The sequence below is a fragment of the Paenibacillus sp. FSL R10-2199 genome (assembly GCF_038000235.1).
GTDB classification, from domain to species: Bacteria; Bacillota; Bacilli; order Paenibacillales; family Paenibacillaceae; genus Paenibacillus_AQ; species Paenibacillus_AQ phytohabitans.
The window spans coordinates 4918380-4942109 of record NZ_JBBOBO010000001.1 but is presented as its reverse complement, the minus strand read 5'-3'; the positions used below and the strand labels follow the sequence as shown (position 1 = coordinate 4942109).

Below are 23730 nucleotides of genomic sequence, written 5' to 3'. Positions count from 1 at the left end.
GCCTTCAGGATGCTTGGCTTCCCTTGGTATTCAGCGAACCCGACATAATCACGGGCCATCTTCAGCAAGTCGTCCCGGGTAAATCGCCGGAGCAAGTCCCGGATTTCTCGGCTGTCGGCGGCGGAAGCCTTGCGCCGCGAACAGCTCATGCGGCTCCAACATGCGCATGCCTATATCTACGATCTGGTAATCCACGCCCTCAACCGTAACCAAGCCGAATCGGTCCTTGGTGGTTACGGTGTGCAGGGGCTCTCCCAGCTGCTGGCCGTTATCGGCGCTACCGTAATATTTGAGTAGGAATGCCCGTACCTCGCCGAAGTGCAATCCGCCCGCCGTTATCGTTTGGAGTGGATCATCCATAGGCTGGCCTATGTTGGTGCCGCGCAGCTTGACCAAATGGGAAGTGACCAGCCTGCTCTTTCCGCCGCCCCCGGCGGTAACGGTGCCCAGTAGTGCATCCGCAGGGCTGCCGACCGACTCCCCGAAGTGCCGAACAACGTGAGCTGTAACAAGTGCATTGTGATCAACGGTTGTTACAGTCGGTAAAGGCCTCTGCAGGTCTGCCCCCGGTCCGGTGTAATTGCCGCCGTAATGCTTAGCGAGGAATGCAGCAACCAGAGCATGTTTCCGGCCGCCGGATACTACCGTGCCCAGTGGCTTCTGCAGCCCAGGTGCACGCGGGCTTTGTCCCGGACCTTCGCCGTAGCCGATCTCAATTAGTGTCGGGCTAAGAAGCATGTGATGATTGCCTGTCGTGATGGTTCGCAATGGTTCTTCCGGTGAGCTGCCGGGGTGCCCTGTCGTATTGACTCCCTGCACCGGTGTAACCAGTAGGTGTTCAGCCTTGGTTGTGACGGTCGTGAGAGGCTTGTCGATCTCATATTGCAGTCGGTCGCCGCCAAATCCGGTCTGGCCGATCCGGACTACGAACGGCCGTGGGTTATCGATCACGAAGCGCTGAATGCCTCGGGCGATTCGGCGCTGAGTATTTTCCGCCAGTGGTTTCTTCCAGTCGAAGATGCTCGGACAGGGAATCGACCAGTCAATAATCTCCGCTGCCGTCCGCCATGGCAGCCGCTTACCCACCAGTACTTCCGGACTGTCCGGTGCTCCGTGTGTGGGCTCCTGCCAGACTATCGGGCGGCCATCGCAGCGAGCCACCAGGAACAGCCGCTTGCGGATCGTCGGTGCGCCGTAATCGCAGGCCCGCAACTCCCGCCAGTCCACCCGGTAACCCTGCCTGCGCAGAGCGTTGACGAAAGAATTGAACGTCCGGCCTTTGCGATCCGGGTCCGGGTATCCGTCTTTGAGCAGTGGACCCCAGGTTTTAAACTCCTCTACATTTTCGAGCATGATCACCGGGAGCCGGACTGTCGCCGCCCACCGTACTGCAACCCAAGCAAGCCCCCGTATAATTTTATCGCCAATATTATGAAACGGGTCGGACACGATGATGCAAAAACAACTACGAAAATCTATTTACATGTCACGAAGAAGATGAAGCAGGATGATGTAAATAAACTCAATATTCAATTCGGTGACCTGTTGAAAATGAATCAATCCACGCTGTTGTGATTTTTATGTGATTTCTCCAATAATAAAACCCTCGAAAAGCCCGAAGAACCGCGCCTTTCAAGGGTTTTACAACACAAAAAGGAGCATTGGGGGAATGCTCCTCTTCGGCTTACATATACCGTTATTTGAACTGCGCCTCCGGCAAAAGTTAATCCGGAAGTTATATCAATAAGTTACCTTAAAAATGACAATAATACAAGTATTTCCTACTCCGTCCAAGAAAATAAGACCCTATAATGATTGCGCTTCCCTGTATAGCAGCCCATGCGGGTATTTCGGCCGGAACGGACTTTGCCGACTGAAGAGCTCGCCCGTTATAATGAACCTACTCTGCGCAGAGAGTAAACGAGAGAAGGTACTTATACAATGGATGCTAATCCCCCTATTCAAGGCAGGACCGCACAATATTCCCATATCGTTACGGAAGGCACTCATTATGAGGTCGGCCGTGCCTTGGGCGCTCATTACAAGCATAATTCCGAGCTCATCTCATTCTTATCCTCTCCATTCATGGGGGCTTCCCCGCTGCTGCCGTCTGCGGCAGATAGAGTCATGGAGAGCTTCGAGAAGTATTGCCCCGGCATGAACGAAGAAATCAAAGGCTTCGCCGACGAGACCGGTATTGAACCCGGCAGGGTTGTGTTCTATTACTCCTACTTCCAGCCATCCGGTCACTGTACACAGGCTGCATACCGGACAAGTCCGGATAACGGCGGACATACCTGTCATATGCGTAACTACGATTTTGGCTGGGAGGATGAGCCCTATAATCAGCTGCTGCTCAGTACAACTCGGGTAAAGGGCAAACCTGCGCATACCGGATTTGCGCTCCAGCTGTTCGGCCGTTATGACGGAATGAACGATGAAGGGCTTACTGTAACAACTACATCGGGGAGAATCCGTCCGGAGATGACCGGTGAAGGCTTTATTTTTCCGGGAGTGGTCCGCGCCTTGCTCGACAACTGCACCACGGCGGAAGAAGCGGCGCTGCTGATACGCAGCATGCCAGTCTCCGACTACCGGAATTTCCTGATCTCGGACGCCAAAGGCGATATCGCACTAGTTGAAACTGCCGGTACGCAAAAAGAGGTCCAGTATTATCCGGCAGCGGCTGGCGGGAACTGCAACCAGCTTGTCCTCTCAGCCAACCATTATACCCTTCCATCCATGCAGGTTCATAATTTGCAGGTGATGGAGAATTCGAGGACAAGGTATGAAGCGCTGCGGTCGGCACTTACGGACGAAGTTGCCCTCCAAAGCCCCGTGGGAGCCATGCAAGCCATCGCAGGCACAGAATACCCTAAGGGAGTCTGCTGTCATCATTACAGTGAGGGCTTCGGAACGTTATGGTCCATGGTCTGTGATAACTCGGCCCGAGAGGCGCATATCTGCTTCGGTTCCCCGCAGCTGAACAGCTGGAGAACCTTTGGGTTCAACGACCCGGCCGGAGTCTACGAATATCAAGCCGTTCTGCCTAACCGCCCATCTACAGCCGGATTCTGGGATCAGCTGCCTTCTGCAGAATAGAGTGCACGAACTCTGTCTTCCCCTCACAATATGAGTCGATATCATAACGGTATTCTTTCGCAAGCCGCTGCTTGACCGCCTGATACTCCTCACGGGCAGACGGGCTGCTACGCAGATAATTGCGGAAAGCGATATGCTCAAGATATCCCTTCCCGTCCTTCGGACATACGTAAAGGTGGTACTTCATAAATCCGTCCTCCTTCACGCTCCGGAAGGCTTCCCTGCCCTCAATCCCCAAATTGCCCTGATGCTCATAACCGTACTGCTGTAATCTCCGGATGATCTCCGGCAGCTTCTCATAGCTCTCCATCACCAGATCGATATCGATAACAGGTTTGGCCGATAACCCCTCGATGGAGGTACTGCCCACATGCTCAGCCGCTATGATCAGATCTCCCGCGATCTCCAGCATCCGCGCTTCAATTCTGGCGTATTCAACCTTCCAGGCCGGGTCGTAGGGAACAACTTCAACTACTTTTGTTTTCTCAGCGATGATCTTCCCCTCCTTGGTGAGAATAGTTTTTAGTAAATATATTATAGCGCACCTGTCAACGGGGAATGTGCCTGCCTGCCAAGTATTCTATGTAACGTTTAAGTCTGCCGGGATAAAATGCAAACCGCTATCTCATACTATCCATCAGATATGGAGGTGAACAGTATGCCCAAGAACAGTGCAGATCCGAAGCATGACCGTGCTGATAACCGTGCCGATAAAAAGAACAACCAGCAGAATCACTCCAGCATCACCGAAATCCCCCAGATGGTGAATCCGGATAAAGCCGAAGATTATGTGCCAAGCTTAAATGGCGTGACCAAGAACGAAAGCTGAATGTAAAAGGACCGGGCTTCGCTGATGGAAACATTGGCGGAAGTCCGGTCTTTTTTATGTTTTCCGATGAAATTCCAGATCTCAAGCACAGCCGGGAATCAGAATTCATATATGAATTAGAGTGTGTGAATCTGAACGGGCAATGTAGTTATAAAGTTAATGTAGTGATAGAATAATACAATCATTCTAATAATCACGGGAAGAGTGGAAATATGCGAATAGGATTATTTGACTCCGGAATAGGCGGTTTAACGGTGCTTCATCAGGCACTGAAATTTCTGCCGCAAGAAGATTACCTCTTTTACGCAGACACTGCACATGTTCCTTATGGAGAGAAAACAAAAGAAGAAGTTAGAGAGTACATTCTAAATGCTGTAGATTTCATTGCTAAACACAATATAAAAGCTTTGGTCATTGCTTGTAACACTGCCACCAGTATCGTGATTGAGGAGCTCAGAAGCCGTTATGACTTTCCTATCCTGGGCATCGAACCGGCAGTGAAGCCTGCCATTGAACAATCCGAAGGAAAACAGAAAAAGGTTCTGGTGTTAGCCACGAGACTTACGCTGCAGGAGAAGAAGTATCATGATTTAGTTCACCGTATAGATCATGGGGAAATTGTGGACAGTTTGCCTCTTCCCGGACTGGTGCAGTTCGCTGAAAGCTTTGAATTTGATGAAAAGAAAATCATCCCCTATTTACATCAAGAATTGTCCCGGTTTAATTTGCAGCAGTACGGCACAGTGGTACTCGGATGTACTCATTTTCCTTATTTTGAGAATAGTCTTAAGAAGGTTTTCCCTGAAGACGTTGATTTCATCTCAGGAAGTATTGGAACAGCCAGACATCTGAAACGTATCCTCGAACACAAAGGTCAGGTTAACCAAGGAAGTGGTGATATCATCTTTTTCAAGTCTGGTGTGATAGTTGAGGATACCTGCACGTTAGGCAATTACCATCGCCTGTTTAAACTTCTGGATGAACTGTGAATTTAATTATGTTCAGCTGCTGATGATTACCGGAGAAAAGGAAGTGTATGACTTGAGCCACTATGAAGCGATCATGGGGAGATTACGCCGTAGCCCCCTGAAGAATATAACGCTGCTCAAAATGATGACTGCCTATCACAGTCAGATTGACAGTACGCTGATCGAACAGCAGGATCAATGGGGAGTGTTATTGATGATGCCTGCCGTGACCTTCCCCTACGATCACCGGACCTATCCGGAAGCTGACACCGTTGTGCTTATGGACTACAGCAGCCCGGAGGTCTTCCCCGCCCTGCTGAAGCTGCTGCCAAGGGACGCAAGGCTCGTATTTAAGCTGCAGGAGGATGCGTACCGCCAAGCGCTGGAGCCGTATTTCACACTGCATAAAGTCCGCAGTCTCTATTCCTATTCTACGGCCGAAGGCCAAACCTTCAGCGCAGACGGGGCATGCATCGTAAGTGAAGCAATGGATGAACGGCTGCTGCCGTTATGGATGGAAAATGATTATTCACAGGGGGAAATCAGTCAATATTTTCAGGAGGGGGCTTTCTCTGTATCATTGTTCGAGGGAGACATGCCTATCAGCACTTGTATGGTGTTCCGCAATGAGGAGTCTGTCTGGGAGATTGGAGCTGTACATACGTCTGCTGCCGCAAGAAAAAACGGACTGGCGCAGCGCGTGGTCCGCACAGCATTGTACCATACTCTGCAAAGGGGATATATTCCGAGGTATCAGGTACTTGAAGACAATCTCGCCTCCATACGTCTGGCTGAATCGATTGGTCTTACCCCCGCAGTGAAGCTTGAGCACTGGATTAACTATTAACGGTTATCTCTGTATTCAAAATATTATATACTGTTAGAAACATGTATCTGTCTATGGAGCCTCTGCTCACAAACTATGAAGGAGTTAATCTATGAGTTATCAACCCCCACCCTTTGGAGATCAGGAATTTTATCAACAGTTTCCCCCGCCGCCCCGCCAGGAGCGGACGAACGGCAAAGCGATCGCAGCACTGGTGCTCGGCATTCTCTCCATCGTAGTTCCTTATATCGGACTTATCTTCGGAATTATTGCGATCGTTCTGGCTGCACTCGCCTTCAAGGAGATCCGTCTCCGCTATGAGCAAGGCAGGGGGCTGGCGATTGCCGGGCTGGTCTGCGGGATTGTCGGCACCATCATTTACGCTGTACTAATCCTCCTGTTTGTTCTTGCACTCGTGATGTTTGGTAATATTGACACCGGCACGGTGAATTATTTCAACAATTTAAACAGCTTTTAAAGGGTGAAAAAACAATAAAAGGAAGCTGACACCGGTTTCGATAACCGGCATCAGCTTCCTTTTATTGTTGCGGCGGAGTCCCCTTACTCATGAGAATGTTGATGCTCTCCTGCTGACGGTATTCCGTCGGTGTAAGCTGATATTTCTTACGGAACATTTGCGTGAAGTGCCGCATGTCCTGATAACCCACCCGTTCAGCAATTTCAGCCAGCTTCAGCTTGGGATTGAGCAGCAGCAGCTTGGCCTGCTCCAGCCGCAGGGAGGTTACATATTCCTTGTAGCCCTGCCCCGTCTTCTGCTTAAACAGCTGGCTGAAATACGCCGGATTCAGGAACACCACCGAAGCCATTTTCTCCAGTGACAGATCCTCGTAGAAATGCTCCTTGATATAGTGCAGCGCAACATCAATGGCCTTCTCCCCGCTGCCCTTCATCGGCTCCAGCTCAAGCGCCTGGGAGGCCGAAGCCTCCCGCATCCGCTTCACAACCTGCGGCACGGTGTTGAAGTCGTAGCTGAGCCCGGAGTGGATAATCTGGAAAGAAATCTTCAGGTAATGCGTCAAATGAGCCTTGACCTCTTCCTGGAAATGCTCCACCCGGACGTTCTCACCCGGCGTAATAAGGCCCAGCAGACTCTGCCGGTCATAGCTGACAACGAATCCCCGTCCATGCTGGTCGATCAGCTCAGACAGCACATTCTCGACGATGAAATGCTCCAGGCGGACACTTTTGTCACCCGGGTCCAGCTGGATCATTACCAGATAGAAGTGGTTGTAATCTTCAATAAAAGGCTCAATATCCAGATTCCCGATATCCAGCCCAGAGGCCAGCCGCTGGAATACCCCCTCGCGGAGGAATCTCAGACTGGCCTTCAGCCGTTCTCCTTGCCGCGAGATATTATTGTCCTGCTGGATTTCCGTTGTTAGGCTGTCAATAAGCTCAGTCAGCTTTGTTTTGCCGATCGGCTTAAGCAGATAGTCTCTCGCACCCAGCCGGACTGCTTCCTGCGCATAGGAGAATTCGCTGTGGGCAGAGATGACAATCCATTTCACATACGGATACCGGCGCTTCGAGATCTTCATGAATTCGAGGCCGTTCATTCCCGGCATCAGAATATCGGTCAGCACAATGTGGATGCGCTGTTCTTCCATGATTTTAACCGCTTCTTCCGCTCGGGCGGCCACGAATACCTGATGCTCCGGGCTAATCTGCCCGATGGTGCGCTTGATGCCTTCACGTATGACCCGTTCATCATCGGCAATAAGAATATTCACGTAGTCTGTTCTCCTTCCACTGAAATCGGCAGCACGATGGCAACCTGTGTCCCTTCTCCGGGGAAACTCTGAATCTGCAGGCCGTAACACTCCCCGAACATGAACTGCAGCCGGCGGTGCAGATTCTGCAGGCCGATGCCGCTTTTGCCGCTCTCCTTGGGACTGAGACCAGGAGCGTCCCCATTCAGCGAGTCCTGCAGCCGTTTCAGCTGTTCCTCATTCATTCCATTTCCATTGTCTTCCACAATCAGTCTAAGAACGGAACCTTCTTCACTGGTATATACCTTCAATATACCCTGGCGGCCCAGTGATTCCAGACCGTGCTTGACGGCGTTTTCAATTACAGGCTGGACCGTCATTTTGGGAACACGGATGTCCAGCCAGCGTTCATCGATTTCCGTAATAATCTGCAGCCGGCCTTCCAGCCGGATCGAGATAATCTTCAGATAATGGCCAATCTGCTCCAGCTCTTCGCGCAGGCTCACTTCGGCCCCATCCTCCCACTGGCTGCTGTAACGGAACATTGAGGACAGGGACAAGACCAGCTCACCCAGTTGCTCATTGCCTTCCTCATCCAGCATCCAGTAGATCATATCGAGTGTATTGTACAGGAAATGCGGATTGACCTGGGACTGCAGCGCATGCAGCTCAGCATTCTTCTCACTGACGGAAGAGAGCTTCACCCGTTCAATCAGCTCCTCGATCCGCCGGACCATCCGGTTGAAGGAAGCCACGAGAATATTAATCTCCTGATAGGAGGAGACATTGACCATTCCGCGGAAGTTACCGACCTCTACCTGCCTCATCTCCCGGATCAGCTTCTTCAGCGGCGAGGAGATGGTCTGAGATACGATCGAGGCAATCAGTGTTGAGACAATAATCAGCGCCGAGATGACAATCAGCAAATAACGCTTCATCTCAATCAGCTCTACATTCAAATCCTTGTCCGGGGTTATACTCATCACCCACCAGCCGGAGAATGACAGCTTGGAGGCTACGACCAGCCGGTCGCTTTGCTGCTCAACCATCACATTCTGCGAAGTCGGCAGCATAGGCAGATTGGAGACGTCCGGCGTCGGATCTGTAGCAGAAGTGACAAACCGTCCATCCGGGGACATCAGATACACCTGACTGTGCTCACCGAGCTTCAAGTTCTCAAGGGCATCCAGCACCGGCTGCGGATTCGTCTCATACAGCACGATCCCGATCGGCTTATGCTCATTCAGATCATAAATCTGCCGGCCGAAGGCGAACACCGGGCTGTCCTCCACCTGATCGATCAGGGAATGCTGGTACACCCCGAGCCAGACCATTTTACCTGACGAGGCCTGCAGCTGGTGATACCAGTCTTCATCGGCGTAATCCGGATCGACCACGTTCATATAATTCCCGTAATTATAAATCTTCCCTCTGTCTGTGATCACATGAATGCCCACCAGGTCATCCCGTGAATAAAAAATCGAGCCGATAATATTCGTCACGGTCTGCTCATTGATATAAGCCACCGCCGGCTCATCGGTTTTCTCATTAATCAGACGAATCATCTCGAAGTTATTGCTGAGCGATTTGGACAATGCATCATAGCCCTTGTAGAGGAGTGTGAACAACCCTGCGGTCTGGGCAACGTTTTTTTGCGACAAATCACTGATCTTCTCATGCAGCTGATCCGTAGTCCGGTTATAGTACAGCAAGCTGACAATAAGCAGAATACTGGACATGCAAAAAAGAAACAGCAAGAACAACCGATGATGGATGGAATGAAAGCCGCTCTTCATAGGACTCTCTCCTTTCAACACCCTGTCCTGCCGTTTCCTATTATAAATCTAACCCAATTTTATATGCAACGCGTGAATTCATAATTCTGCAGATCAGCCTTTGACAGCCCCTGCCACCATGCCCTTAGTGATCTGGTTCGACAGGAAGAAGTAGATCAGGATAACCGGCAGCGCACCCATAACGAGGAATGCCCCGATGTTGCCGTAGTTGACCGAATACTGGCTGACGAAGGTGTAGACCCCGAATGGCAGGGTTTTGAGCTTCTCGGACGAGATGAACGTTGCCGCCAGGATGTACTCGTTCCAGATGTTGATGAAGGTCAGGATACATACCGTCATTACCGGCGGTACAGACACCGGAAGAATAATGCTGCGGAAGATCCGGTACACACTCGCTCCGTCGATGAACGCCGACTCTTCAATCTCATGCGGGATAGCTCTCATGAATCCGCTTAAGATGAATACGGCGATTGGCGTGGAGAATGCGACGTAAGGCAGAATCAGCGACCAGTGAGTATTCAGGATATGCATATTTTTGAAAATAATCATCAGCGGCAACAGTGTAGCCTGCATCGGAATCATCATCCCCATCAGGAAGATGGTCATCACGAGATTGCCGTATTTCCAGCGAAACCGTGAGATTGCATAAGCTGCCATTGAGGCCAGCAGGATAACACAGATCATCGTAAATGCGGTAACGAATACGCTGTTGGACAGATACTTCAGATAACTCCCGGAGGTGTAAGCTTCATAGTAGTTATGCCATTGAATTTTTTTGGGAAAAGAAAAGAAGCTGCCGTCCATGATTTCTTCGTTGGTCTTGAGTGAATAGAGCAGCAGCCATAACAGCGGGTACAGCTGGGTGACCACAGGGATGGCAAAAAGAAGATACACGATTCCTTTTTTTAATTTACGCATGATTCGCGCACTCCTTTCCTAGTTGTATTTTTTCTCAAGTTTATTGAAGAAGGTATTGATCACTCCGGTAAAGATGAGACAGACAACAACCAGGAACGTTGCGATCGCACTGCCGTATCCATACTTGAAGGACATGAAGGAACTGTTATACATATGGGTTGAGATGACATCTGTCGCATGCGCCGGACCGCCGCCTGTCATGACCATGACCAGATCGAAGGCCTGCAGGGAGCCGATAAACGCCAGGATAATCGATATTTTGAAGATCGGAACAATCAGCGGGAGGGTAATATAACGGTCCGCTTTGAAGCCGTCTGCTCCGTCAATTTTGGCCGCTTCATATAGCTCATCAGGAATATTCTGCACTCCGGTATACTGGATCAGCAGATGGTAGCCGAAGAACTGCCAGAGTGATACCAGATAAAGGGAATACATGGCGATGTTCGGCTCGGTGAGCCAATTGTGAGTCCAGCTGTCAAGACCCAGTGACACTAGCACGCCATTCAGCATGCCCCCCATGGAAGTAGGGTTGTAGATGGTCTTCCAGAGTTGTCCAATGATAACAACCGACAGGATCACCGGTGTGAAGTAGATCGACACCAGTGTATTGGCTTTTTTCAGATAACGGTTAAGCAGGATAGCCATTCCTAAGCAAAGTGGAATTTCCAGCATGGAAGCCACTGCATACAGCAGGGTTCTTCGTACGGAAGGCCAGAACACAGGATCATTGAAGAACATATCTTTGAAATTGCCTAAACCGATAAACTCCGCAGTAGTAAGACCGTCCCACTTCAATAAGCCCGTATATAATGATACCAGTATGGGAACAAACACAAGGCACACGTACAAGAGCAGACATGGCAGTATGAAGACGGCTATTGTGCGTGCTGGCACCTTAAGTACTTTCATCTTTCCCGCCTCCTAAACAAGCAGATTCTTTGTCTATTTACGATATTCACGATATTCACATTGAAAATCTTCATGATAAACTCGATGCGAAGAAGCCTGGATCAGCTTGCTTCGCATCGAGAAGGACAGCTTTACGGTTGCCTGTAGCGTATTGCTTATTGCTTATTTGTTGGCTTCAAATGCAGCCTGGTGCTCTTTCGCTACCGCAGCGGAATCCATTTTCTGAACGAACAGGTTCTGAATGCTGCTGAGGTGAACTTGAGCTGTTGCAGGGTTCATCGTGTTATCGAACGCCAGGTCGCCGCCTTTAACTTGGTTGAACAGGCCGGCAATGTTAACAGCCAGATCAGAGTAACCGGCAGCTTTGAGGTCGCCGTCTACCTTTTGACCGATACCTACAGCATTTTTCAGTTCAAACTGTTTCTTAGGATATTCGGAAGCGAAGTAGTTCAGGAAGTCTTTGGTTTCTTGCAGGTGTTCGCTGTTTGCAGATACGGCAAATGCGCTGCCTGGTGCAAGCATGAATTCGTTAGGATCGCCCTTGCCGTTCACTGTAGGGAATTGGAAGGCTCCAACTTTACCGGCTACAGGCGATGCGTCAATTGCGCCTGTTTCCCAAGATCCGATCGACCACATTGCCGCTTTACCTGTTTTGAAGATGTTACCGCCGGCATTGGCATCAATGGAAGTAGCTCCATCCGGGAATGCACCGGCTTGAACCAGTTGCTGGAATGCTTCTACAGCTTCTACGAATGCAGGATCTTCGAAGGTTTTCTTGCCGTCAAGCACATCCTGCAGGAATCCAGGGCCGCCGTTGGTGCGGAGCAGGATGTTCATGAACAGGAACGAGCCGGTCCAGGAATCTTTTTCACCGATAGCTAGTGGGGTAATTCCCTTATCTTTCAGGATTTTGACATCCTGGAGCAATTCTTCAAAGGTTGTCGGAGGAGCAGCAATTCCTGCTTGTGCGAACAGATCTTTGTTGTAGTACACGACTTCGATGTTGTTGCCGTCAGGAAGCGCATACACATTGTTGTCGAAGCTGTAGTAATCGAGCAGGCCTTCCTGATAAGTGTCTTTCAGGCCATTCTGATCGAGCATATCATTCAGTGGAGCGAACAATCCTGCATCTACGAAAGGCTTCATTTGTGCAGCCGGGTTAACGATGGTGATGTCCGGTACTTCTTTGGAAGCAGCCTGTGTCTTGAGCTTCACCTTCTGCTGGTCTGTGTTCAGCGTATCCAGTTCAATCTTCACATTCGGATGATCCTTCTGGTACTGCTCGGTCAGCTCGTTGATCATTTTGTAAGCCGGTGTTGCAGGGTCAGGATAGATATTCTGGAAGGTAATTGTTACTTTCTTGTCGCTTGGAGCAGTTGTTGCTGCGGCGTTTCCGCTATCTGTTGTGTTCGGTGCGGCGTTGTTTTTGGCGCCGTCGTTTGCGTTGTTGTTCGAGTTACCGCATGCTGCAAGGCTTAACGCCATAACTGCGGTGAAAGCGATGGTAGCGGATTGCTTCATTTTTCTGTTGACCATTAATTGATGCCCCCTGTGTTCGTGATATGCTTATTATCATCCTGTGAAGCGCTTCCAACAAGGTGGGAACTACAGAATAAAGGTTTGTTTTTTCTAGGTATACTGCACTTAAGCAGCCTAATCGTCCAACCTTTTCTCTAACATCTGTTCATCGTCTTTAACATAGCTGCACTGTTCATAGGTTCTGGTTGCAGCAGTGTTGCTTCTACCTGTCAGTACCTTTATACTTTTCACTCCGCGTTCTCTAAAATTTTCTTCCAGGCAAGAAATAATGGCAATTGCAATTCCTTTTCTTCGAGCGGCTTCTTCTACGTAGAGTTCAGTAATTTCTCCATAGGGTTCATCATAACAAAATGAAGAAAAGCATTGAGCACAGCCAAAACCAACGATTCTACCATTTATCTCTGCTACGGCAATCAGTTCATTATGATTTATATTCAAATGTTCAATTATCTTAGCTGCGGGTCTTGGTGCACCACCGTTAAATTCCTGATTTAGTCTGGAAAGATCTTCAGCATCGGTTAAGGATGCCAGCCGTACATTTGCAACAGAATCCATCTTCGGTCACCCCTCCATTTCTATATCTAACCCCTAAAGTTTAATAATACTAATTCTTGAAGAACTTCCTGTACATCACAGTTGGAATTTAGGATATTGATCATCTCTTCCGTAATGGGGTAATCATCGTAAATTTTTGCAACAACATCTAAGGATAGTGATAACTCAAAATAACCTATTGCAAAATCTACAAAATCCTCTGGTGTATGGAATATACAGCCCACTAAAAAATCAGAACCATCGCTTACACCTTTTGGAATCTCAACTTTTCCCTTGTGCCAGTTAGTGTCACTGTTTTTACGCCATATGGGCTTAATTCAGATTCATGATCGAAGCCTTTTATTATGGAGCCATCAGGGGAAAACAAAATAATTAGATGATCACCTGCTCCATTATCTATTTTCGCCATACAAACACCCTCGTCCCAATTTTGAACAAAGCTATGGTAACGAAGCCATTCATATTGACAAATATCCACTCACTTCAACGTCTGCCCATAGCTAACCGGGGCTGCCGTCTCATACCGGCAACCTCGGTTAAATGATTGTTAAGCTATAGTGACCCCGTTATGGAGTTCAATGATTTTATCCTGTAATAACTAATCCCTTATTTCGGTATTTCTTTGAAAGCAGCCGTCGAGTAGGTTTTTTCCTTTATGATAATCTTTCATTAATTTTGATCAATATTTCCTTCAAGATTTGCTTCTCCTCCTCGGTAAGGACTTGAACGATTTCTTCCTCCACCCTTTGGAATGAGTCTTGAAAGTCTGCAATCAGTTCAATCGCTTTTGGCAATACATATATATTTTTTTGCCGTTCATTATTGGCCGGGATTTTGCGCTCGATGAACCCTTTTTGCTCTAGACCTTGAAGCATGCTTGTAATGCTGGCCCCACGTAGATGAAACCTATCGGCAAGGTCCTTTTGAATAATATGATTATTTTGGTTCTGGTAAATATAATCGATTACTTTTCCTTGTTGAGCGTTTAACCCCTGCTCTTTTATACTTTCGTCCGCTCTTTTCTTTAACTTAAGACCGATAATCTGAAACAAATCCAGATAAGGCGTATCCTTTCGGGATTCCATGATCTTCCCCCCTGTGATTGTTAGGAATCTAACTGTAAGCAAATAAACTATACAGTGATCCTATAGGCTTGTCAAAATAATAATTAGATTATTGACAGTTAGTTAACTAATAGTTATACTTCGAATTGTTCAAATTACAAACACTTGGGAGGAATTCATATGGAGATGGATAAGGTCACACAAAATGCTGCGTTAGAACAAGTTACGGCAATTACAAATATACGTATTTTTGATGGAAATCAAATGATTGCGCCAAGACATATTGTCGTTAAGGGGGAGTCCATAATTTCAGTGGGCGGAGACCTTCCGGCTGGTGCAACGATTATCGATGGAGAAAATGCGACTCTAATGCCTGGTTTCATTGATGCACATGTCCACACTTCGATCGGCGGATTACGAGATGCACTAAAATTCGGCGTGACAACAGAACTCGAAATGAACGGCGATTTTACAAAAAGAGGGCGCGAGATTCAGTTAAAAAATGTGAATGACGTCGCAGACGTCCGTTCTGCTGGCACAGCGATCACCGCTCCGGGCGGACACCCAGATGAATTATTGCCAGATGGAGATGAAATACCGGAATTCATATTAAAGGAACTAGAGAAATTATCGGAGGAAGACCGGGAATCGATGTTGGCTGCATACGCTCACGATCACGAAGAAATACCGCAAGTGACAACGGTGGAAGAAGCGATTAAACATGTGCATACCCAAGTGGAGAATGGCGCCGACTATATTAAGATCATGATTGAAGAAGGAACGGTCATGGGTGCGCCTGGCCTGCCTGTACTAAGCGAGGAGATTCTAAAAACAGCCGTGACAGAAGCCCACAAGTTCGATAAGCTGGTCATCGCCCACGTATTGACGGCTCTTTCATCGCAAGAGGCCATCGATTTTGGAGTCGACGGTTTGGGCCACTTGTTTATCGACAGACCCGAGAATACGTCCGGGTTAGTAATGTCCATAGCGGCTTCAGGCGCTTTTGTTACACCGTGCTTGGTGTTGAATTCATCTATCCTTGGAAATCCGGCATCGGAATTGGCGAATGATCCGCGTGTTCATTCCAAGTTAAGTTCGGATTGGATCGATATCTTGAACTCAAGCTTCAATACGTTTCCGCAAGGCAATATGGAGAACAGCTTTAAAAATGTGATGGACCTTCACCGTGCCGGAGTTGATATTCTGGTAGGGACGGATGTCGCGCCGGTTCCTGTTCCGAATCTTGGCGGCCTTGCTCATGGAGCCAGCGTCCATCATGAAATGCAATTGCTGGTGAAGGCCGGGTTCACTCCGATAGAAGCGCTTCAGTCAGCTACCGCAAAACCGGCCCGTTGCTTTGGTCTTAACGATCGCGGTCGTATTGCCGAAGGCGCACGCGCTGACCTTATTTTAGTAACCGGTGATCCGACAACCAACATCTCGGATACCTTGTCGATCAAATCCGTGTGGTTCAAAGGTGTGCAACAACGATATTAATCAGAGCCGATATCCCCGTACTTTGTCGTCAGAGCGATTACTTAGTGTAAACGAAATAATTACACGGCCGCCCTACAAACATATAAAACATTCTGATCGCTGGGTCCATGAATTTCATTGGAGCATCCCGTTGAAAGCAAGCATTACTTTTCGCCACTAATTATTCAAAAGAAGCAGCCGATCACGTTAGAATCGGCTGCTTCTTGTTATATATTACTATATCAATTATGCTGGCGGCTGCTTCCACTGTTTAATCACGCTGAGCAATCCCGGAACATCCAGCCCGTCGAGCGAAAAAGCTTTGCGCAGCAGATCATGCGGGATGAATTCATCGTATTTGCCGAGGTAAGGGGCTTCATCCGGTCCGAGCAGTGAAATAGCATCCGTAGCTGCAGCGGTTTCAGCAATGATCTCTTCCTCCAGCGTCTCTGCATCTGCCTTGCCGGCGACAACCATATAATAAGGTTCCATCGGTACGACGGACCGCAGACCGAGCGGTCCCTTCAGATTGTTCTTCAGCAGGCGCTCCAGCGTACGGAACTGCCGGCTGCCCGCCCATGGAAGGATGAACATGGAGTCTCCTCCGGCAGGCAGGACAGAACGCGTCAAGAGTCCGCTCTCTTTGGCAAGCCTGCGGGCCCGCTCCAGTCTGGTGGCCGCGCTTGGCGCAAGATACGGATATAAGGCTGCCGATCCCAGCACTTCGCGGATCTTCGTCATGATCCGGGTGTGGACATCCCCTCCGGCTCCAAGCCATAAGGTGTCTACCTTGCCGCGTGATCCTTTGACATAGACCGCCTTGTGGCGGTTGTCCACCTCTTCCACCTTCCACAGCTTGCCGGCCAGGGTGAAGCAGTAGCCCGGAGGCGGCACTGTAGTAATTGAACCGATTTCCTCGGTGCCATTATAGACAACATGCTCTTCATCGTCTTTGAATACCGCATAGAAACGGAAGTTGTTGACGATCTTCTCCCCCGCCATGCCGATCAGCAGACTGCCCTCATCCATCTTCTCAATATGGCCCATGCCCTGCATGTATTCCATGAAGGCGTCATAATCAGCGGGATCAATACTGCGGAAGGACGGCAGGCTCAGCACCGCCTCCTTCAGATCCTCCGGCTCCGCCTCTCCCATGCTCTTGAGGATGCTCATCGTCTGATGATAGAGCAGCCCGACCGGCAGCTGGCGCACGACCAGCGGCTCTACCCATTTCTCGCGCACGTACAGCTCGATTACGGCAATGGCCCGCAGCAGCGTCCACGGCATCCGCGCAGGCAGCTGCGCCTCCTCGTCCTCCTCCTCGGGCGTGACGAAGATCATCTCGGAGGCGGCGTCCCCGCGCCTGCCCGAGCGGCCCAGCCGCTGCACGAAGCTCGCGCAGCTGTAAGGCGCGCCGAGCTGCAGCACCCGCTCCAGCTCGCCCAGGTCAATCCCCAGCTCCAGCGTCAGCGTCGCTGCAGCCACAGCCGGCCCCGCACCCTGGCGGAGCGCGGCCTCCGTCTCCTCGCGCAGCATCGCGGAGATGCTTCCATGATGCACATGGAAGACATCCCGCTCGCCGCGCTTAGCGGCAATGCGCCGCATCTCCAGAATCGCCTCCTCGGCGTCTGTGCGGCTGTTCGTGAAGATCAAGGCCTTCTTCACATGCGTATGGTCGTAGATGAAGCCGTAATAAGCCTGTCGCGCCCGCTCCAGGTGTTCGGCTTCTTCCTCATTCCGCGCATCCGGGAAAGAAAAGTGCTCCACGCTCAGGCGCAGCTTGCGCCCGCCCTGCGGTGCACTGACCTCCACGCTCTCCCGCGTGCCCGCCGCCAGCCACTCCGTGACGGAGGCGTAGTCGCTCAGCGTTGCGGACAGACCCACCCGCCGCGGATGACAGCCGGCCATCCGCGAGATCCGGGCCAGCTGGCTCAGCACCTGAATGCCGCGGTCCGCCCCCATGAAGGCATGCACTTCATCGATTACGATGAAGCGCAGATCATGGAATAGCGCCGGGATGGCATTCGGGCGGTTCATCAGCAGGCCTTCCAGCGATTCCGGTGTAATCTGCAGCACCCCGGAAGGGTTCTGCATCAGCTTCGTCTTATCCGCCTGCGGCACATCGCCATGCCAGTGCCAGACCGGAATATTCCCTTCGCGGAGCAAATCATTTAACCGGGTGAACTGATCGTTGATCAGCGCCTTCAGCGGAGCGATATACAGAATACCTACAGATGCGGACGGACGCTCATACAGCTCCGTAAGCGCGGGGAAAAAAGCCGCCTCTGTCTTGCCCGAAGCGGTTCCGGAAGCGATAAGCAGATGATGCGGTGTGTCAAACAGCACCCGGCAAGCATCTACCTGGGCCTCACGCAGCGTATCCCAGCGGTTCTTGTAGATGAATTCTTTAATGAACGGAGCCAGCCGGTAGAAAGGGTTATCACTCATAGGTCAAACTCCGCCAGGAATCCGTCCAGTTCATTCTGCCCGGTCTCGGCAGGCCGCGGAGTCCGCTCCCCGACCAGCTTCTCGAACGACATTTCCGGATGCTGGTTCAGCGTATGCAGCAGATCCATGAAGTCGCGCACGACCTCACGCGCGGTAAGCAGCTCATCTGCACCCAGCCGGTTCACAGCCTCTTCCATGAAATGCACCAGCTGCTCCTGCGTCAGTCTGGCTTCATACCCGTAGTGCAGCGCGTGAATGTCCCGCAGCTTCTGTAGCAGAATCAGAATCTCCTCATGGGAGAGCATGTCCAGCGCAATGATCGGTCCGGTGAAGTTATTCAGTCCGGCACCGGCATACCGCCCGGCTACCAGCCTGGAACGGAGTGCCTCATAGCTGAATAAGCCGCGGCGGTGGTCTTCAACGAACTGCGGTGTGCCGCCGACGAAGATCCCCAGCCGTTCTGCCTTGCCCTGCATCGTATCGTTGAACATGGTCAGCAGCTTCTCATAATTGCTCTGGCGGGAGATGCTGTTGGTTATCTTGTAGAGGTTGACTCCCTCATCGATGAACAGCAGCAACCCCTTATAGCCGATGGCCCCGGTGAATTCCGCCCATAGCTTCATATAATCATACCAGTTGTCGTCATCGATAATAACGCCCACACCCAGCGCCTTGCGCGCTTCCGTGCGGGTCGCGAACTCGCCGCGCAGCCAGCGCAGCGAATCCTGCTTCAGTGCGTCATCAGCCAGCTTATGCCCGTTCCAGTAAGAGGCCAGCACCTTCGCGAAGTCGAAGCCATGCACAAGCCCGCGCATCTCGGAGGCAACCGCATAGATCCGCTGCTCCACTTCTTCACCAAGCTCCAGCGCATCCGGCCCATAGCCCTTCTCTTGCATGACGGCCTGCTGCAGAGACATAATCCACTTCTGCAGCATAATCTCCAGTGCCCCGCCATCGGGGCGCGTCCGGGTTGACAGATGGCTCATCAGCTCGCGGTAGGTGGCAAGCCCCTGCCCCTTCGTACCGACAAGCCGCCGCTCCGGCGACAAGTCCGCATCCGCGACCACGAAGTCCCGGTCCATCGCGTAATTGCGGATAATCTGCAGCAGGAAGCTTTTGCCGCTGCCGAATTTGCCCGTAATCAGCTTAAAGGCGGCTCCGCCCTCGGCGATATTATCCATATCGCGGAGAATGGCTTCAACCTCCGGCCGGCGGCCGACGGCAATATATTCAAGACCGATACGCGGCACAACTCCCGCCGTCAAAGAGTTGACAAGCGCCGTGGTCATCCGCTTCGGTATTTTGAGTGGGTTCATTCCTGATTTCACCTCTTTATATAGTGCAGCATGGATATACACTCTTCTGTCAGCTCTTCACCGTCGATGACGAGATCCCCCAGTGTATCCATAGCAAGTTCATTAATCTCATCGAACAGCAGCTCTGCCATGGTTCCGCCGCCCGCTGCCAGCCGGTTCACCTTCACCAGGCCATCATCCTCTGCCAGCGCAAGCAGCACATCACGCTGCAGCAGACTCAGTTCAGAAGCGAAGGACGTCCAGCTGTCCGCTTCGCCATCAATAATTGGCAGCGGAGAATCTGCTTGTCCTTGCACGACAGGTTCTTCAACAATAATGTCCAGCTTCTCTTCGTCACTTTCTCTAACCGCTGGCTCTTCTTCACCCGCTGTCTCCTGTTCCCAATCCGTTTCATCATCCTTCTCCAGCGCTTCCTCCACCGTGAGCAGCGAACGCACCACCTCGGAGTCATTCTTCAGCTGTTCCAGCTTCCTCTGATCAATCACAACTGCCGGACCCTTCTCCTCCTGCTCCGCCTTGCGGAATTCACGCTGCAGGAACTTGGTCACCAAGTCCTCCATGTCGGCATCAACCTTGACATCCTTGAGCCGTCCGCGATAACCCATAAGTCCCCGCAGCTTGTTCTCGGTCAGCCGGAATAAGCGTGTAATCAGGCTGCGCAGCGGCGGCGATTTGCTGATTCGTACGACAGGTATAAGAACAGAGTAGCCATAGAGTGAGATATCATATACTGCGCTGCGGAACAAATACCGCTCACGGACAACCGGCGGACCGGGCGGGAACATCGTGATCAGATTCGAGCCGTGCTTCCGCGCGACATACGTATCAATTAGTGCCACTACTTGGGGGATGTACTTTTCCGCAGCAGCTTTTCCTTCACCTGTATAAAATTTCGATTTGCTGATATCATAATCCGACATCACACTCAGCACCTCGATGCTAAGCTGCTCCGGGGCAGCAGACAGGCAGCGGACAAGCTCAAGCTCAGCCAAGTCCCCGGCAAGCCCGCGTGTACGGATCACAATCTCCGAGAGCGGGATATCAAGCTTATGCACGAATGAGAAATCCGCAATCCATCCGCCAAGGTATTGATCCAGACGTTTATACATGTCACGGTAGGCTTCCCAGAGCAAGCCGAGCTGACGGCATCCATCCTGCGGCTCATCCCAGCCCACACCGTTAATCAGCTCATATATATGCAGAAAAATATAGGAGAGGTCGGTCTTAGGGTATCTCCCTTGCCGGACTTCATCCCGCCAGAAGAAATACCACCGGCTCTGCGCACCTGTCATATGGCCGTAAGTCGGCCAATAGCTCTTAAAGGGAACAAATAAAGCCGCAGGCTCCTTATGATCCGCAAGTTCCCGGGCCCGCTGGACAAACTGGCTCTCCGTAGTGGTTACCGGCTCCTGTGTCTCTTCCATATCCCATAGCTGGAGCTGTACTGTATCATATTGGGACGTTTTCTTCTTGCCCGGACCTTCCGGAGGCTTCGGTATAACCGCTTCTGCAGAACTCCGCGGCGGAATTGCCATATTCTGCTCCGTGCTCTCCCAGACCAGCTCCGTGAAATGCAGGCCCTGCCTGTCTTTAGCCATACTTACCCGCTCCATTAGTGTGCCATAATAATTTTTACCATTATACCATATGCCTTATGAGGTGATGCAGCGGTCTCCAGTCCTGTACTAGGGGCATCAAATGGAGCTATTCTTGCTCCCGCCGTTCCGTCAAAAGGTAAGCCGGACTGAAAAACCGCTACTTGGAACAAATCAAGCAAGTTCGGCAGGCGTAAACATATCCATGCTGGCGTATATTTCAAAAAAGACCTTGAGAGACTGGCCCCTCAAGATCCTAGATTAGAGTGTCTGTCACCGCACATTGCCGGACAATGAGAACGTTCGTTTGTGTCTTCCTTAAGAATATACTATATTCACCCTATGGGCTGCAATAGCGGAGGCTTCCCTCCAGCCGCTATGCGGGTGGTTTTTTGTATTGCGCATTTCACGCACTCAACTGGCTAAAGCCACAACAAAGGCCAGCCGGAAGCTCCGGCTGGCCTTGTTGGAGTATAACTCCTGATGGTTTTTCCAATTATTCTTAGAGCAGCTCTGTGCCCTTCGTTTCCTTCCCCAGGAACAGCACGGCCAGCGCACCAATAATAATCGTTACGAAGAACAGCATGAAGATTGTGCTGATCGCGACCGAATTCCCCACCATCACGCCGACCAGTGTAGGTGCAATAATACCCCCGATCCGGCCGAACGAGGTTGCCAGTCCTGCACCTGTTGAACGGATGGTAGTCGGATACAGCTCCGGTGTATAAGCATACATCCCGCCCCATGCCCCCAGGTTGAAGAAGGACAGGCAGATCCCGGCGGCCATCAACATGCCTTCGGTCGTGGAATTTCCGAACCAGGCGGCGCTGACAGCTGTCAGCAGCAGATAGATCACGAGCACGAACTTCCGGCCGAATTTCTCGATGAAATAAGCGGCGGTGAAATATCCCGGAAGCTGGGCGAGCGTCATGATCAGCACATACTCGAAGCTTTTGACCAGACTGAAGCCCTTAAGCACCATAACTGTCGGCAGCCACAAGAACATACCGTAGTAGGAGAAAACAACCGTAAACCACAGAATCCACAGCATAATCGTCGAACGGCGGTATTCCGCAGACCAGACTGCCGTAATCCGGTTCCGCAGGGATACCGGAGCCTTCTTGATCTCGGCGAATTTCGGCGAGTCATCAATCGCCTTACGCAGGTAGAGCGCATAGAGCGCCGGGACTGCACCAATCGCGAAGGCAATCCGCCAGCCGTAATCCGGAATAACGAAATAAGCGATCAGCGCGGACAGAATCCAGCCAAGCGCCCAGAAGCTCTCCAGCAGCACGACGGCCCGTCCTCTTTCTTTGACCGGCATGCTCTCGGACACCAGTGTCGAGGCAACCGGCAATTCACCGCCCAGCCCGAAGCCGGCAATGAAGCGCAGCACGCACAGCATTACATACCCTGCGGCGAATGCCGACAGGCCGCTTGCTATGGAGAAGATCAGCAGCGTCCACAGCAGTACGGATTTACGGCCGAACCGGTCCGCGAGAATCCCGGCCGCAGCCGCTCCCACAGCCATCCCCACCGAGTTGATACTGGTTAAATATCCGATCTTCTCCGGTCCCAGCGCCCACTCCTTGGCCAGCGCAGCCACCACAAAAGATATCATCCCCACATCCATCGCGTCGAACATCCAGCTGAGTCCTGCACTGAAGAGCAGTTTTCTTTGCTTCGGATTCTGCAGCAGCGACATTTGATTCATCATAACAAGCACCCTCTTCCCTGATTCCCGCTAAGTCTCGAGTAAGACTAGTTTCACTTACACATTCTAGAATCGGACGGTTCAAAAATCAAGGAATAACACCGCATTGAAATATTGCCGGGCCATCGCCTGAAAATAACAGGTCTGAACTGATATGGCGGCAATCAGGAGCATATTCTGCACGGCATCCCGTTGTGATCTGGTCAGATGGCTGAGCCGCTTCATCATTCCGTCCATCGCCGATTTGAGCGCACTGTCGGATTTCAGCAAATACTCTTTGGGGTTACCAGGCTGAGCCTGCCCCTGCACCGGCATCGGGGAGCGGGTCTTGATCTCCTCGAACAGCTCTGCATACCCGTGATACAGCTGTGCCGGCTCGACCAGGTCGTCATCATCACGCTCAGGCGCCAGGAACAGCATACGGAAGAGCTGGCGGATGCTCTCGAAATCGAGTGCAGCCTTGAGATCATCAATTATAAATAGAAGCGCAGCCTGATTAATGGAATACTTCTTCCCTTCACGCGGCGCCCCGAGATATTCCTTGAAGTCACGCTTTACCCAGTTCTGCATAGCCGTAACAGATAATGTGGAATACTCAATCAGACTGCCGAGCGAGGCGATTTCACCAAGGGATAACCCTTTGATGCCGCTGCCTTTGATCAATTTCTGCAGGATCGGGGGAATATCCGTAGAGAGAAAAGCCGGCAGTGATGTCCCCTCCCGCACCTCTTCACGGTGGAACTTGGTCCAGGCTTCCTGCAGAATATGGAGCGGCTTCCGCTCCGAGTTTTCGCTTAGAGACAGTAATAGTCCGGACATCTCTATCCGGCTAAGTGTAAATGCTTCCATAGATGGCAACCCTCCACCATTTGATATTTCATTGAAAAGTTCGTACAATAGGTTCATATGAACTCATAATATGAGTATAACCTATTTTAGGGACGA

At 51.0% G+C, this 23730-nt stretch carries 21 protein-coding genes; 6 read left to right on the top strand and 15 right to left on the bottom strand.

What is annotated here, in order from left to right; translation table 11 throughout:
- Positions 1-48: 48 nt before the first annotated feature.
- The gene (locus NYE33_RS21815) at positions 49-1353 is read right to left on the bottom strand and encodes a DNA cytosine methyltransferase (RefSeq protein WP_445669788.1); all 1305 of its coding nucleotides are present in this window, start codon (positions 1351-1353) and stop codon (positions 49-51) included.
- A 588-nt stretch (positions 1354-1941) separates the two neighbouring features.
- On the opposite strand from NYE33_RS21815, the gene NYE33_RS21810 reads away from it, so the two are divergent.
- On the top strand, positions 1942-3102 hold the full coding sequence (locus NYE33_RS21810; RefSeq protein ID WP_341067477.1) for a C45 family peptidase: 1161 nt from the start codon (positions 1942-1944) through the stop codon (positions 3100-3102).
- Here NYE33_RS21810 and NYE33_RS21805 read toward each other — a convergent pair.
- Positions 3062-3514, bottom strand: coding sequence for a GrpB family protein (locus tag NYE33_RS21805; RefSeq protein ID WP_231575149.1), 453 nt, complete (start codon positions 3512-3514; stop codon positions 3062-3064). The genes NYE33_RS21810 and NYE33_RS21805 overlap by 41 nt on opposite strands.
- 246 nt (positions 3515-3760) lie before the next feature.
- On the opposite strand from NYE33_RS21805, the gene NYE33_RS21800 reads away from it, so the two are divergent.
- From NYE33_RS21800 to NYE33_RS21785, 4 genes are all read left to right on the top strand, one after another.
- Positions 3761-3931 (top strand): hypothetical protein, encoded by a 171-nt coding sequence (locus tag NYE33_RS21800; RefSeq protein WP_179093454.1) that lies wholly within the window; start codon positions 3761-3763, stop codon positions 3929-3931.
- Between the two features lie 212 nt (positions 3932-4143).
- On the top strand, positions 4144-4920 hold the full coding sequence (gene murI, locus NYE33_RS21795) for a glutamate racemase (RefSeq protein WP_042137673.1): 777 nt from the start codon (positions 4144-4146) through the stop codon (positions 4918-4920).
- A complete protein-coding gene (locus NYE33_RS21790) occupies positions 4910-5746 on the top strand; it encodes a GNAT family N-acetyltransferase (protein WP_341067474.1) in 837 nt (278 codons plus the stop codon). The genes murI and NYE33_RS21790 overlap by 11 nt, the downstream gene beginning before the upstream one ends.
- Before the next feature lie 91 nt (positions 5747-5837).
- A complete protein-coding gene (locus tag NYE33_RS21785) occupies positions 5838-6203 on the top strand; it encodes a DUF4190 domain-containing protein (RefSeq protein WP_076243064.1) in 366 nt (121 codons plus the stop codon).
- Positions 6204-6264: 61 nt separating this feature from the next.
- On the opposite strand, the gene NYE33_RS21780 is transcribed toward NYE33_RS21785, so the two are convergent.
- The 8 genes from NYE33_RS21780 to NYE33_RS21745 form a co-directional block, all read right to left on the bottom strand.
- Entirely contained in the window at positions 6265-7476 is a 1212-nt protein-coding gene (locus NYE33_RS21780) for a response regulator (protein WP_076243063.1), read from the bottom strand.
- Positions 7473-9251, bottom strand: a complete 1779-nt coding sequence (locus NYE33_RS21775) for a cache domain-containing sensor histidine kinase (protein ID WP_336101449.1) — start codon at positions 9249-9251, stop codon at positions 7473-7475. The genes NYE33_RS21780 and NYE33_RS21775 overlap by 4 nt, the downstream gene beginning before the upstream one ends.
- Before the next feature lie 93 nt (positions 9252-9344).
- Positions 9345-10169 carry a carbohydrate ABC transporter permease gene (locus NYE33_RS21770; protein ID WP_042137684.1) on the bottom strand — a complete coding sequence of 275 codons (825 nt, stop codon included), beginning with the start codon at positions 10167-10169 and terminating at the stop codon, positions 9345-9347.
- A gap of 18 nt (positions 10170-10187) precedes the next feature.
- Positions 10188-11078: a carbohydrate ABC transporter permease gene (locus tag NYE33_RS21765; protein WP_341067472.1), complete on the bottom strand. Its 891-nt coding sequence runs from the start codon at positions 11076-11078 to the stop codon at positions 10188-10190.
- Between the two features lie 162 nt (positions 11079-11240).
- Positions 11241-12614, bottom strand: a complete 1374-nt coding sequence (locus NYE33_RS21760; RefSeq protein ID WP_042137686.1) for an extracellular solute-binding protein — start codon at positions 12612-12614, stop codon at positions 11241-11243.
- Between the two features lie 117 nt (positions 12615-12731).
- Positions 12732-13172 (bottom strand): GNAT family N-acetyltransferase, encoded by a 441-nt coding sequence (locus NYE33_RS21755; protein WP_042137688.1) that lies wholly within the window; start codon positions 13170-13172, stop codon positions 12732-12734.
- Between the two features lie 244 nt (positions 13173-13416).
- Positions 13417-13581: a hypothetical protein gene (locus tag NYE33_RS21750; protein WP_160311818.1), complete on the bottom strand. Its 165-nt coding sequence runs from the start codon at positions 13579-13581 to the stop codon at positions 13417-13419.
- A gap of 244 nt (positions 13582-13825) precedes the next feature.
- On the bottom strand, positions 13826-14257 hold the full coding sequence (locus NYE33_RS21745; protein ID WP_042137690.1) for a MarR family winged helix-turn-helix transcriptional regulator: 432 nt from the start codon (positions 14255-14257) through the stop codon (positions 13826-13828).
- 165 nt (positions 14258-14422) lie between these two features.
- On the opposite strand from NYE33_RS21745, the gene NYE33_RS21740 reads away from it, so the two are divergent.
- Positions 14423-15733 carry an amidohydrolase family protein gene (locus NYE33_RS21740; RefSeq protein WP_042141233.1) on the top strand — a complete coding sequence of 437 codons (1311 nt, stop codon included), beginning with the start codon at positions 14423-14425 and terminating at the stop codon, positions 15731-15733.
- Between the two features lie 225 nt (positions 15734-15958).
- Here the strand turns inward: NYE33_RS21740 and NYE33_RS21735 are convergent, their stop codons facing one another.
- The 5 genes from NYE33_RS21735 to NYE33_RS21715 all read right to left on the bottom strand — a co-directional run bounded on the left by NYE33_RS21735 (position 15959) and on the right by NYE33_RS21715 (position 23634).
- Positions 15959-18160, bottom strand: a complete 2202-nt coding sequence (locus tag NYE33_RS21735) for a DEAD/DEAH box helicase (RefSeq protein ID WP_336101451.1) — start codon at positions 18158-18160, stop codon at positions 15959-15961.
- Positions 18157-19476, bottom strand: a complete 1320-nt coding sequence (locus tag NYE33_RS21730; protein ID WP_042141234.1) for an ATP-binding protein — start codon at positions 19474-19476, stop codon at positions 18157-18159. The genes NYE33_RS21735 and NYE33_RS21730 overlap by 4 nt, the downstream gene beginning before the upstream one ends.
- An 8-nt stretch (positions 19477-19484) precedes the next feature.
- Positions 19485-21074 (bottom strand): TerB N-terminal domain-containing protein, encoded by a 1590-nt coding sequence (locus NYE33_RS21725; protein ID WP_341067470.1) that lies wholly within the window; start codon positions 21072-21074, stop codon positions 19485-19487.
- Between the two features lie 499 nt (positions 21075-21573).
- Positions 21574-22785 (bottom strand): MFS transporter, encoded by a 1212-nt coding sequence (locus tag NYE33_RS21720; protein WP_042141236.1) that lies wholly within the window; start codon positions 22783-22785, stop codon positions 21574-21576.
- A gap of 81 nt (positions 22786-22866) precedes the next feature.
- Positions 22867-23634 carry a DUF1836 domain-containing protein gene (locus NYE33_RS21715; protein WP_042137694.1) on the bottom strand — a complete coding sequence of 256 codons (768 nt, stop codon included), beginning with the start codon at positions 23632-23634 and terminating at the stop codon, positions 22867-22869.
- Positions 23635-23730 lie beyond the last annotated feature (96 nt).